Consider the following 13649-nt stretch of genomic DNA (forward strand, 5'->3'; position numbering starts at 1 on the left):
TACAATGGAAGTAGGTGTTATTTCTATAAAATATGGAAAACGTAAAGAGTATGTAAAAAAGAAGGAGTGGTAAAGTGAACTATGTCATTATTGGCGGAGATGCAGCTGGTATGAGTGCAGCTATGCAAATTGTTAGAAACGATGAAAATGCAAATGTTGTAACTTTAGAAAAAGGTGAAATTTATTCATACGCTCAGTGTGGATTACCGTATGTCATTAGTGGTGCTATCGCTTCAACTGAAAAGTTAATCGCGCGCAACGTGAAGACGTTTCGTGAGAAATATGGAATTGATGCGAAAGTGCGTCATGAAGTAACGAAAGTAGATACGGAAAAGAAAATGGTGTATGCAGAGCATACGAAGACGAAAGATGTCTTTGAATTTCCATATGATCGATTATTAATTGCGACTGGAGTGCGTCCTGTTATGCCAGAATGGGAAGGACGGGAATTACAAGGCGTTCATCTTTTAAAAACAATTCCTGATGCTGAGCGCATATTAAAAACGTTAGAAACGAATAAAGTTGAGGATGTAACTATTATCGGCGGCGGTGCGATTGGACTGGAGATGGCAGAAACATTCGTCGAACTTGGTAAGAAAGTAAGAATGATTGAGAGAAACGATCATATCGGTACGATTTATGATGCAGATATGGCTGAATATATACATAAAGAAGCAGATAAACATCATATTGAAATTTTAACGAATGAAAATGTAAAAGCATTTAAAGGGAACGAAAGAGTGGAACAAATTGAAACGGATAAAGGGACGTATAAAGCAGATCTTGTTTTAGTGTCGGTTGGAGTAAAGCCAAATACTGATTTTCTTGAAGGAACAAATATACGTACAAATCATAAAGGGGCAATTGAAGTAAATGCATACATGCAAACGAATGTGCAGGACGTATATGCAGCTGGTGATTGCGCAACACATTACCACGTTATAAAGGAAATTCATGATCATATCCCGCTCGGAACGACTGCTAATAAACAAGGCCGACTTGCAGGACTGAATATGCTTGATAAACGAAGAGCATTTAAAGGTACGTTAGGTACAGGCATTATTAAATTTATGGATTTGACACTCGCAAGAACAGGATTAAATGAAAAAGACGCGAAAGGACTAAACATCCCGTATAAAACAGTCAAAGTAGATTCTACAAATATGGCGGGCTATTATCCAAATGCAAAACCACTTTACTTGAAATTACTATATCGATCCGATACGAAACAATTACTGGGCGGGCAAGTAATTGGAGAAGAAGGCGTAGATAAACGAATTGATGTGATCGCAATGGCGCTTTTCAATAAAATGAGTGTTCACGATTTAGAAGATGTCGACTTAAGTTATGCACCACCATATAACAGCGTGTGGGACCCAATTCAACAAGCGGCAAGGAGAGCAGAATAGCACTTTTTAAGTGCTATTTTTTTTGCAAAGGTAGGTAAACTTTTTTAGCGAATAATAAAGAGGGAGAAACAGTTACATATAGGGAAGGGGATCTTTAAAAATGTTTTTAACACTTCAAATAGTTCAAGAATCAGAAAAAGAAATATTGCGTAATTTGTATGCACTATATCTTCATGACCTCTCTACATTTACTCCTAATATAACGATTGAGGCAAATGGATTTTTCGAATACGAAGATTTGCACATGTTTTGGGAAAATGACGGAATCACTCCGTATTTTATTAAAAGTGATAATGATATTGTAGGATTTTTATTACTACTGGAACGTCCTTTTTTGAAGAAGGAAAACGACTTTGGTATAAATGACATTTTCATATTGAATCAGTACAAAGGGAAAGGAATCGGTAAACAAGTTATTGCGAATGTACTAAAAGAGAAACGAGGGCAGTATTTCGTTATCGAACTTGTGAAAAATATACCAGCAGTTTCTTTTTGGAAGAAAGTATATAGGGAGCTAAACATCGAATTTGATGAGAAAACACAGTTAATTGATGATGAAGAATGTCTCGTTCAAACGTTTAAAATATAATGAAATCGATGCTCCTAGTATATTACTTTGAAATTTAACTTTATTTCGAATATACCGTTCACCCTTGAAAACATAGTATTTATCGCTTATATTTTCATATAGTATTTATTTTTTAAACGAAGCAATGAACGAACCAGGGGGCGCAGTATGGCAATTAACATGAAAACAATCGAAGAATGGATTGCTGAATCAAATGCAAGACATGAAGAAGACTTTGGACACGTTGTGGAAGAAATGAAAGAAGTATGTGTCGGACTTGATAACGCGACATTAATTTATACGAAAAATGTATTTTGTTTCGGTAAAAAAGTAGAAGTATTTTTCTTCTTCCAAGACCATGTCGTGATTGGACAAGAAAAAGACGAATATGTTGAGATTGAAAAATTAAAGTATGATGACATTACAAATAGTAACTTAAAAACAAATGACAAAAATACTACGTTAGAATTAAAGTTTGCTAACGGACAATCTATTAATTTAGATAGTTTAAATGATAACTACGGTACGAAAAATTGGTTATTTGCTAGACAAATTAAGAGTATCTTTAAATTAATCTAGTAAAAAAGTAGACCCTTTGAGGTCTGCTTTTTATTTAATTCCTATTACACAAAGACAATCTCTTTCTTCGTAACATTGTACACTTGTAAATCCTGTTTTATAAAAGAGATTTATTAGTTCTTCGGTCGTGTTAAACTTCTTCATATGATATTGAATTTTGAAAGTTTCAGCCACTAATAAAAAGGAGCCGTCCGGTTTTAAGACGCGAAATACTTCTTTTATATCTTGTTCAACATCAGGCCAAAAATAATGAGTTTGAAAGGCGGTAATGAGATCGAAGAAGTTCGTATGATGTGGAATAGAAGAAACGCTTGCTTGTTGAACAATTACTTTTTGTTTTTGAACATCTTTTGCATTCGTCTGTATAGAATTTTTCACAGCTTGATCGGAGTAATCAATCCCATATATTTCCCCAAGTGAAGTTCGTTTTGAAAGAATGTGTATGGTTTTACCTCCACCACAGCCGATGTCTAATACGATTGCATCTGTCTTTATATGTACTTTCTGCAATGCCCAATTTATTAATCTCGTATGTGCAGCGTTCATAATACAAAGCATGGAGGAACCAATTGTTCCGCTAGGATTTTTTGCTTGCTGAATTAACCGTTGTAAAATGCTCAAGTTAAATTCTCCTTTTATGTAAGAATATATACTCATTTCGCTTTTTATAAATTAAATCCTTTAAAAAAAGCACGCCGATAGACGGCGTGCTTCTAACAATGCAAAGCCCCTTTTAACCAATTCCGCGCCCGATATGCCCCAACTGGAACTTGAATAAGAGATGTTTCATTTCCAGCATCTATTCCGTACAATTGATCACATGAATTTGTATCAAAACTAAGTAAAGGATGCCCGCCCATCCCCATCGCGGTCGCTGCAAAAACGAGTTTATGAACGAGGATACCAGCTTCCATTTGGTGAATACGATATCCTCTATAGCCTAATGCACGTGTATAGTAATCTTTCTTTCCGACTACATGTAAGCAAAGTGGTACTTGAAAAAGGTTTACGTTATCCATCGTCATACTAGACTGAAGTGGGTAGCGAAGGTCTCCATATCGAATTGGTTGTATGGAATGTGTTTTACTGTTATAAGCGTAAGCTCCGTTTTCAATATTTTTCACGTTATAAAAACATCCATATAAGGAGACGCGTGTATTTTTATTTGTATACTTACCGTCAAGGTCGTTGTAATAGGGGAAGGAGAGGCTCGCTTCTTGTAGTAAAGTAGCGAGCTCGGCTGCATCCCATTTCGTTAAAGTAAAGTCAGCATCAGGGGAATACCGTTTTCTGCAAAGTTGCAAGAAATCATAAGATAAACGCTCTACTTTCGGCAGTTGTACAGCGTACGTATTATGTTGATAGTGCTCTTCATCATGTAGCGTTTTGAAGTGTGCTGTCGATTCAATCATAGAAGCTTCATTTATTTTTGCTATCATTGGATATTCATTTACATATTTTGAGCGAACGAAATGTTCATGTGCTAACGGCGGAATTTGCTGTAACAACTCATGAGAAGTAACTGTTTTATTTTCACGGTAATCATTGTGAAACCATTTCGTTTGCGGTTCTGTACTTAAAGGAACAACAGCATACACACTTTCTTCACCTTCTGACAATCCGAGTAAGTGATTTATTGCCCGGTCTAGAAATTGAAAATATACTCCATTTGTGTAGCCAAACTGTTTTGCACATTCTAGTAATTGTCCAATGAGAACCCCGCTATCTAATCCTTGAAGTCGATATGAAAAGTTATTGTATTTAAAGAAGTTTTTCCAAAACATAGTGGATACGAATGCAGCACCGAAACAATCATGTATATTACAGCGATTACCAAGTGCGTCTGCTAAATAAGAATCGAAATTTCCTTCGCGAAGTAAAATAAGTCGGTGATGCGCGGCGTCATAATGGTAAATGCCGTCTGGATAATCGTCAATCTTTAAATAGATATACAATTCATTCGGATATAAAGCGCCGCCTGAAGGAATAGATCTACGTAATACATTTCTCTCGCTATTTAGCTGACATAATTGTGTTACACCAAATGAATACCAAAGGTAGTGACCAATCTCATCTAAAGTAGGTGTGGTAGAAGAGTTCGGTAAAGATAATGGGATTTCTAAGGAGAGCGGGATGGTAGGTACATTTCGATATAATTTATAAGGAAGCGGTGCGTCTTTCCAATCCACCTCATGATTCGGCATAATTTCATCGATAGAGAAATGGAGATGATGTAAAAAAGTATCTAGCTGCATGAAATCCCTCCTTTACTATGGAAACGGATGTGGATGTGGATTTAATCTTTCATTTGTTAAAGGTTCGTCTGTATATCCAAGTGTCATCGGTACGGTATATACCCGGTCCAGTCCTGTAACCCGAGTAAGATGGTGTCCGAAAGTCATTGGTAACATGCCTGGAATAATGACTTTTACACAGTGTAGTCCGTTCTTTTCTATAAGGGGAACGGTTTGATCTACAACGATTATTTCAAGATCAGATTGATGCAAACGATTTAAAAGTTGGTGGAGATCAGATGTTAAATCCATATCAAATGATTGTGATACATTCATTTCTTGGAGCGTTTGCACCGGTGCATCTTCTCGTAAAAGGAAGTGAAGACGTTCTTCCGTTTCTTTCAATCCGTACAGCATACTATGGTCTTCCATTTTATTAACGAAATAAGGATCTTGTAAGCATTTTTCGTAGTATTCTCTTTTGTGCTCGAGCTCATCGTCCGTTATAAGTAACATGCCTGCTATTTCTTGAATGGCACTTTTTAAAGCTCGAATAGGATCTAAATGAGCGCCTCCCGCACAAACAACGTTCATTCCATTTTCACGTGTATTCTTTGCAATTACCCATAAGCTCGGGATGCCGTGTTCCATTGTCGCATTAAAAGCGTGTAATTCATATCCGGTAATCGTACGTAACCGCTGGATCATTAATTGTAATTCTGTATCATTTGCTGAACTAAGATCAAGGCGGGGAAGAGGTAATTCGGCATACCAAGTGAGTAAGAAGGCATCACGCTCTACAATTTCTAAAATGCCGTGAAAAATCGCTTCTTCTAAACTACCGCCAATTGCACATCCATTTGATGTTTCATACACGAAAGCATCTCGATGACCGAGGCTATAATAAGCAATTGATTCAGGAACTAAAAGCGGTCTGTTTTGTGATAAAGAATATCCCCATACCCAGTTTTGCTCATAATCAGGATCAAACGGCTTAAATGGAAAATTATCACGATTGTAATGTTCATTTGTATGCACACCGAGTGTAAGGGGATTTAGTGCATGTTCCTCTAAATCATGAAAACTACCATGCACATTTGTCTTTTTCCCGCGAGGCGACATACCGCAATATCGTTCTAAACCTTCTAAAATAGCAGTTGCTTCACTCACTGCAAATGAATGAGTTCGGCCTGCAACACCTTCATTTCCAAACATTAATGGCATGTTTATAATAACGTCAGCGAATGGCAATAAAGAATGCTGCATTTTGCCGTTCAACATACCGATCCGATAATCTAAATAGTCTTTCGTTAAAAATGTGTTTAATTCATGAATGGAACGGCAGCGATACGTTTCGGTGCTTACTTTTAAACTCGGTTGTAAAGAAACTTCCGCCGCATCCGCAGTATCATCAGGTAAACTACTACATACAGGACAGAGAGGATCTGGAAGAAAAGAATGCCGCGTACATTGTAATGTTTGTAAGTTTAGTAAAATAAGTTCATTTTCTAAAGAAGAATGGTTATGAGTTAATATTTTTTCTGTTTCTGCGCAAATAAGATGGCACATTTGTAACATGCCATTTTGGGTGGCACGTACATCACGCCTCGTTCCATTTTCGGCTTTAAAGGCATATTTCCGCTGTAGTTCCCACATTTCTTTTTGATCAAAGCCAGCGATAAAACGGCGTCCATCAGAACAATGGGAACATCCGGGCGTAAGAGGATGAATGTAAGGACCGATAATACCTTCGCCAAATGAAGTGAAACCACGAAGCCACGGAATATGATTTGAGCGAAAAATTAGCTCAGCATCATGATGAATAGTAGAAGGAGATCCATCATGTAATACGAGAGCGAGATAAATATTTTCAGGAAGTTCTTCTGTAAGGGTATGCTGACGAATGATGGAATATTGTTTGCATAATTGATCATGTACATAGTCTGCAAGAAGGCCATCCCCTATAAGCAATATATTTTGAGTCATAGACCGTCCTCCTTTGCAATTAATACCCCATACACACCGTCTAAGTTTTCTTTCAAAAATGGTTCGATTGCTAAATCAAACACGAAGGGATAAAAATTATGTTCTTCTAAATGCTGTAAGGCAAGCTGTAAAGATTGCACACTTGGAATTTCTTCTTCCGCTTGTATTTCCACCCTAAAAGAATCCGTGTCATATAAAATAATAGATGATTCAGGCAAGATATTAGCTCTGTAAGGAGTCTCTTCACTTTGAATGTGGAGCAGTGATAGTTGTAGTGCGCTCCGTAACGCTAACGTCATATTAATATTAGATGCACCGTACCATTTATCATTTATACCAACCCAAACGACTGGAAAACTGAGAATCTCTTCACTCATTGCGATTTTAGGTGTTTCATGAATTGTAGCAAGGGCATCGTAATAAAATCTACAATGTTTATCGTGAATATCAGTTAAATCAATCGTTGTAAGTTCTTCTAGCATATGTGACTGCCGTTCATACAATTTATTATTTAAATGTTGTTGTAGTGCCCGGTAAAATCCTTCTGTCATCGTTTCTCCAGCGCCAATACCGATATCGTTATGTTCAGGAATAAGGCGGTGAATGATTTCTGCTACATATGTTTCAATTCCTGTTAAACCAGCTTCTCGGCGCGCTTCATTATGAGTCAATCCACTGCGAGTCATAAGAGGCAGAAGGGGAGCTGGGCCATCTGATAATGGATTGGCTACTTGAATATAGCATTGTGATAACGGTAATTGATATGAATCTTGTTCATCCCATACATGGAATATACCGGCTTCTTTAGAAGTTAATGAGTCGAAAAAGCGGAATACATCAGTTGAAGTATGTTGGTTGGACCGATGCTCAAGTTTTTCAGAAAGATTTTCTATCGTATCAATTGTAAAACTTTCATCAGTTGCAAGAGGGTGTTTTATAAAAGGATGCCACGTTCCTTCAAGTGTTTCATAGTTTAATAAAAAGAATTGTAATTCTTTTTCACGATATAAATCATCCGCGACATGTTTAAACAATTCAAAAACGATTACATTTGCTAACATTGCAGATGTAATTGGTGAGAAGGAATCTGATGAATTTTCATTTTGCAAAGTCGTTTCATGTAGCCGATGCCATGCGGATTCCCAGCATTCATCACGATTTTCCGTTACGACAGGTCCAGCTATACCGAGTGTTGATAAACAAATAGCTGGTATAAAATTCTTTTTCGTTTCTCTACAAATAGTGTGAACTGTTTTTAAACCGTCAATGTCTCCATTTTGAGAAACATATAAAATCCAATCAAAAGGTTCGAATACTTCATGCAAGGGACGGTCAATTGTAGTATCGATTTCTTGAATGAGTACACCGTTATCAACTTCATATGCACGTTCTATTAGCTCATGTATTCTGTCATAGTTTGTTTCATCTCGATCTGTAACGAGGTAATGAAATGTAGGTAAACCAGATTCTAATAAAGAAGAAACTAAAGAAGTAAGCATATCTCCGGAGCCAAGTACAAGGACATTTGCTCCGCGGTACGTTTCAAATTTTAAAGCACCTGAATGAGAATCAGCTTCTAAAAATTCAATTTGTGAAGCATATCTGTCGAGTAATGTACTGTTTAATTCATGAGGTGCATCTTGATTTGCATCGCGAACGAAACCATTTTCATATAAAACCTCTCCAATTTCAAATACACGATTTTGATAGGGGAGAGGGAGACCATCAGTTATTTCTGCTAAAGAATAATTACCGTTAAACATTGGCATTAATTTTTCAATCCAGTCATAAATTCCATCACCGTCCATGCGAAATGAACTGGCGTTATTTCGAAAATAGACACCCCCGTTTGAATCGGGCAGGAAGAAAGTATCCTTATTTACTTTAAGTTTTGCATGAATTGGAAGGTTATTCATTTTAATCCTCCTTACGTTTAGGCATACATTATTATCTTATGTCATGAAATTTGTCCCGTATGAACGCAAAAAAAGGCTGTAGAATGATGTATTCTACAGCCTTTATATATTAGATTATTAATCTATCAACCTTCTAATAATAATGATTTTGGATCTTCAAGCATATCTTTAACAGCAACAAGGAAGCTAACTGCTTCTTTACCATCAACAATACGGTGATCGTAAGATAAAGCAATGTACATCATTGGGCGGTTTTCCATACGCTCGTTATCAATTGCAACTGGGCGTACTTGGATTTTATGCATTCCTAAAATACCAACTTGAGGGCTATTTAGGATTGGTGTTGACATTAGAGAACCGAATACACCACCGTTTGTAATTGTAAATGTACCACCTTGTAGTTCTTTTAATGAAAGTTTGTTATCGCGTGCTTTCATACCTAAATTACGAATTTCACTTTCGATTTCAGCGAAGTTTAATTGGTTAGCATCGCGTACAACTGGAACAACTAATCCATCTGGAGCTGCTACTGCAATACCGATATCATAGAATTTTTTGATGATAAGCTCGTCACCTTGAATTTCAGCATTTAATAATGGGAATTGTTTTAATGCTGCAACAACTGCTTTTGTGAAGAATGACATGAAGCCAAGACGTACATCATGTTTTTTCTCGAAAGCGTCTTTACGCTCTTTACGTAATTCCATGATCGCACTCATATCAACTTCGTTAAATGTTGTTAACATTGCAGATGTTTGTTGAACTTCTACAAGACGTTTTGCAATTGTTTGACGGCGGCGGGACATTTTCACGCGCTCAACTGGTTTTTCGAATTCTGTTTTTGCAACTGGAGCAGGAGCTGGACTTTTTGGAGCAGCTGGTGCTTCTTTTGGTGCGGCAGCATGAGCTTGTACATCATGTGGTCTCACGCGTCCAAGTGGATCTGTACTACGTACGTCGTTTAAGTCGATTCCTAATTCACGAGCCATTTTTCTAGCAGCTGGTGATGCGATAGGACGGTTCGTATTTGGTAAGCCTTGTAGACCCGTAGTTTGTTCAGCATTTGGAGCCGCAGCTTTCGGTGCTTCAGCTGTTTCTTGTTTTGCTTGCTCAGCAGGTGGTGCAGGTGTACTTACTGCAACCGGTGCTCCATTAGCATCTAAAATTGCGATAGTTGCGCCAACTTCAACTGTATCCCCAGGTTCGCCTAGTAACTTCGATACAATACCTGAATCTTCTGCAATGATTTCTACATTGACTTTATCAGTTTCAAGCTCAACAACGCTGCCGCCTTTCTCAACTTTGTCGCCTACGTTGATAAGCCATTGTGAAATAGTTCCTTCGGTAATAGATTCTGCAAGCTCAGGTACTTTAATTTCGATCATTTTAAATGTCCTCCCCTTATTTGCCTAACGGTGTGTTTTTTCTTCTTTTGTCTTCGGTAATCTCCATTTGTTAGCCTGGCCTTGGGCAGAATATCTGCCCAGGGAACAAGCTAGAAACCTTCATTATTACTTTTTAGTTGCTGAAAACTTCAATTTCTTGTTTATCTTGACGGAAGTTATACTTCACATCTAAAGCGTGTGCAACAATTAGTTCTTGCTCAGCTTTGTGAGCGAATGGATCGCCGCCAGATGGACTAGAGCGATCAGGACGTCCAATGTAACCTGTTTTTACTTTATCTCCAGCAAGTTCGAACAGAATTGGAGCCATGTAATGCCATGCGCCCATATTACGAGGTTCTTCTTGAACCCAAATGATTTCTTCTAAGTTTTTAAAGCGTTTAATAATAGATTGAACTTTCTCAGCAGGGAATGGGTACAATTGCTCGATACGAACGACATGAACTTCGTCTAAGTTGTACTCATGTTTACCAGACTCGATTTCTGCTGCTAAGTCAATCGCCATTTTACCTGTGCTTAAAACAAGACGTTTTACTTTATTTGGTTTCATGCCAAGGTTTTCTTGTTCTAAAGCAGGTTGGAAACGTCCTTCGCTTAACTGACTAGCAGTTGAAAGCGTAAGTGGGTGACGTAATAAACTCTTCGGCGTCATAAGTACTAATGGTCGAACAGCTTCTGTTCCTAAGATAGATGCTTGACGACGCAGGATATGGAAGTACTGTGCCGCGCTCGTTAAGTTTGCAACTGTCCAGTTATTTTCAGCAGCTAACTGTAAGAAACGCTCTGGACGTGCACTAGAGTGCTCTGGTCCTTGACCTTCATAACCGTGTGGTAATAGAAGAACTAAACCAGATTTTTGACCCCATTTTGCTCTTCCAGCTGAAACATATTGATCAAATAATGCTTGCGCAGTATTTGAGAAGTCACCATATTGCGCTTCCCACATAACAAGAGTTTCTGGAGCGAATACGTTATAACCATATTCGTAACCAACAACAGCAGCCTCTGATAACGGACTGTTATGAACAGAGAATGATGCATTAATGTTTGGTAAGCGATGTAATGGTGAATATGTTTCATTTGTATCAGTATCGTGTAATACGATATGACGGTGCGCAAATGTACCACGCTGTGAATCTTGACCAGTTAAACGAATTGGCGTACCTTCTTGTAAAATAGAAGCGAATGCTAATGACTCAGCAAGTGCCCATTCAATTTTACCGTTCTCTTCTAAAGCATCTTTACGGCGCTCAAGAATTTTCTTCACTTTCGGATATACGTTAAAGCCTTCTGGCCAAGATAGTAGACCTTCATTAATTGCACGAAGTGAATCAATCTCAACACCAGTATCAATTGGTTGAATGCCTTTTGCAACAACATCTGGCACTTTAACGTGAATTGTTGCATCGCTCGTATCAGCTGGCGGTACTTGTGCATAATCGGATTTTAATTGTTCTTGCGTAAACTGAGTAATTGTTTCAATCTCATCTGCATTTAGAACACCAGCAGCTTGTAATTGATCTGCATAAATTGCTCTTACAGTTGGGTGATTTTTAATTTTTTTGTACACTTGTGGTTGCGTAACCGCTGGGTCATCCATTTCGTTATGACCGTAGCGGCGGTAACCGATTAAATCGATTAAGAAGTCTTTTTTGAACAGCATGCGATATTGAATCGCAAGGTTAGCAGCTGCAAGACAAGCTTCTGGATCATCAGCGTTCACGTGAACAATCGGAATATCGAAACCTTTTGCAAGGTCACTTGAATATTTCGTAGAACGAGAATCATAGCTATCAGTTGTAAAACCAACTGCATTGTTTGCGATAACATGAATCGTTCCGCCTGTTTGATACGCGTTCAATCTGCTTAAGTTGAGCGTTTCAGATACAATACCTTGACCAGGGAATGCAGCATCACCATGAACTAAAATTACGAATGATTTTGAAATATCTTGATCTGGAAGACCAGATTTTTTACGATTCTCTTGAGCAGCACGTGCGAAACCTTCTACTACAGGATTCACGAACTCAAGATGACTCGGGTTATTTGCTAATGTCACGCGAGTGCTAACTTCTTCGTTACTAACGACTTGTTCTCTACCTAGGTGGTATTTTACGTCGCCAGTCCAGCCAGAATTGGCTACTGCGCCTTCTATTTTTGCATGTTTGAACTCAGCAAACATGTGACTATATGGTTTTTCTAATACGTGAGCAAGTACGCTTAGACGACCGCGGTGAGCCATACCAATCATGACATCCTCTACGCCGTTCTTAGCACCTTCTAGAACAATTTCATCTAAAACAGGCACAAGCATATCAACGCCCTCGATAGAGAAACGTTTTTGCCCAACGAATGTTTTATGCAAGAATTGCTCGAAACCTTCAACAGCTGTTAAACGTTTTAAAAGAGCAGTTCGTTTTTTATTTGATAGTGGTTGACGCAATGAATTTGATTCCACCATTTGATGCAACCACGTGCGTTCTTCACTATCTTGTATATGAGAAAATTCATAAGCTAAAGATTTTGTATAAACGTCTTTTAATCTATGAATTACATCAAGTGCAGTGTGAATACCTTCTGGTGCATCTTGCCATACTGTTTTCGCTGGAATCGCTTTCAAGTCAGCATCGCTCAGTTCGTTCATTGCTTTCTCAAGAAGAGATTGTCCATTTGCAGCATCTTCCATCGGGTTGATGTGAGCCAACGTGTGCCCGAAAGAACGAATCTGCTCAACAAGTTGAACGACTTTAAGAATTTTTTCAATGTTACCTGTGTTTTGAGGAGAAAAATGTGTTGCTGTGTTGTCCCCTGTTACGACATCATCTTGAAACGAAGGAGCTCCAAAAATTTCAAAAAGCTCTTGTAATTCCGGATCAACAGAACCTGCTCCAGTTACGTAAAGATCATACTGTTCAATCACATAACCAAGGTTCGGACCGTGGAACTTGGCCCAAGGGTTTGTCGTTGTATTCTTCCTCGTCATTTGTTTAAACCTCCCAATGCATATAATCCTTTTCCATACAAAGGTGCATTTTGCTCTTTTTCAATAAGTAATGAATCAATAATCAATGTAAATGTTTTCTTTACTCTTATGTTATTACAATAATTTACATAATACCAAACACTATTACTTATCTGTTTTGTAAAAAAACATTCACAATAACTTATCACCCAAGTTAATCTTTCACTTTATAAAGTAATTTTACAGAAAAATGGGGTGGATATATTTGGTATACCTACATTGAAAACTAGAATTGTTACATGTAAATATAAGTATAATCATTGGAATGTTTTGATAAAAGTTGATTCGAATTATGTATATTGAAATAATAAGCGCTTTCATAGATATTATACAACAATATAACGGAATATAGTATAAAAAATAAAAAATTATGAATTTACCATAAACTTTATTTCGATAGTGTTAAATATCGAAAGGAAAATGAAGGATTTCTACAAAAAAAGTTGCTAAACATAAAAAATGCTCCATAAACAGTTAGTTTCTATAAATATGACGAAAAACACCGTAAAACAAATAACGCATTTTGTGAAAT

Annotated in this window: 9 protein-coding genes; 3 read left to right on the plus strand and 6 right to left on the minus strand. The window is 37.5% G+C overall.

What is annotated here, in order from left to right; genetic code table 11:
* Positions 1 to 74 precede the first annotated feature (74 nt).
* From MHI26_RS06540 to MHI26_RS06550, 3 genes are all read left to right on the plus strand, one after another.
* Positions 75 to 1409, plus strand: coding sequence for a CoA-disulfide reductase (locus tag MHI26_RS06540; protein WP_061668028.1), 1335 nt, complete (start codon positions 75 to 77; stop codon positions 1407 to 1409).
* Positions 1410 to 1509: 100 nt separating this feature from the next.
* Positions 1510 to 1998, plus strand: coding sequence for a GNAT family N-acetyltransferase (locus MHI26_RS06545; protein ID WP_061668027.1), 489 nt, complete (start codon positions 1510 to 1512; stop codon positions 1996 to 1998).
* Positions 1999 to 2145: 147 nt separating this feature from the next.
* Positions 2146 to 2556 carry a DUF3908 family protein gene (locus MHI26_RS06550; protein ID WP_000996783.1) on the plus strand — a complete coding sequence of 137 codons (411 nt, stop codon included), beginning with the start codon at positions 2146 to 2148 and terminating at the stop codon, positions 2554 to 2556.
* A gap of 30 nt (positions 2557 to 2586) precedes the next feature.
* Here the strand turns inward: MHI26_RS06550 and MHI26_RS06555 are convergent, their stop codons facing one another.
* The 6 genes from MHI26_RS06555 to odhA all read right to left on the minus strand — a co-directional run bounded on the left by MHI26_RS06555 (position 2587) and on the right by odhA (position 13078).
* Positions 2587 to 3177: a class I SAM-dependent methyltransferase gene (locus MHI26_RS06555; RefSeq protein ID WP_061668026.1), complete on the minus strand. Its 591-nt coding sequence runs from the start codon at positions 3175 to 3177 to the stop codon at positions 2587 to 2589.
* 92 nt (positions 3178 to 3269) lie between these two features.
* Complete coding sequence (locus MHI26_RS06560) at positions 3270 to 4811, minus strand: SagB family peptide dehydrogenase (RefSeq protein ID WP_061668025.1); 1542 nt, start codon at positions 4809 to 4811, stop codon at positions 3270 to 3272.
* Between the two features lie 15 nt (positions 4812 to 4826).
* Positions 4827 to 6776 (minus strand): TOMM precursor leader peptide-binding protein, encoded by a 1950-nt coding sequence (locus MHI26_RS06565; protein ID WP_061668024.1) that lies wholly within the window; start codon positions 6774 to 6776, stop codon positions 4827 to 4829.
* Entirely contained in the window at positions 6773 to 8692 is a 1920-nt protein-coding gene (locus tag MHI26_RS06570; protein WP_061668023.1) for a putative thiazole-containing bacteriocin maturation protein, read from the minus strand. Before MHI26_RS06570 ends, MHI26_RS06565 begins: the two co-directional genes overlap by 4 nt.
* A gap of 125 nt (positions 8693 to 8817) precedes the next feature.
* Positions 8818 to 10077, minus strand: coding sequence for a 2-oxoglutarate dehydrogenase complex dihydrolipoyllysine-residue succinyltransferase (gene odhB, locus MHI26_RS06575; RefSeq protein ID WP_061668022.1), 1260 nt, complete (start codon positions 10075 to 10077; stop codon positions 8818 to 8820).
* Positions 10078 to 10210: 133 nt separating this feature from the next.
* Complete coding sequence (gene odhA / locus MHI26_RS06580; RefSeq protein ID WP_000197140.1) at positions 10211 to 13078, minus strand: 2-oxoglutarate dehydrogenase E1 component; 2868 nt, start codon at positions 13076 to 13078, stop codon at positions 10211 to 10213.
* Positions 13079 to 13649 lie beyond the last annotated feature (571 nt).

Source organism: Bacillus sp. FSL K6-1218 (assembly GCF_038006445.1).
GTDB classification, from domain to species: Bacteria; Bacillota; Bacilli; order Bacillales; family Bacillaceae_G; genus Bacillus_A; species Bacillus_A thuringiensis_S.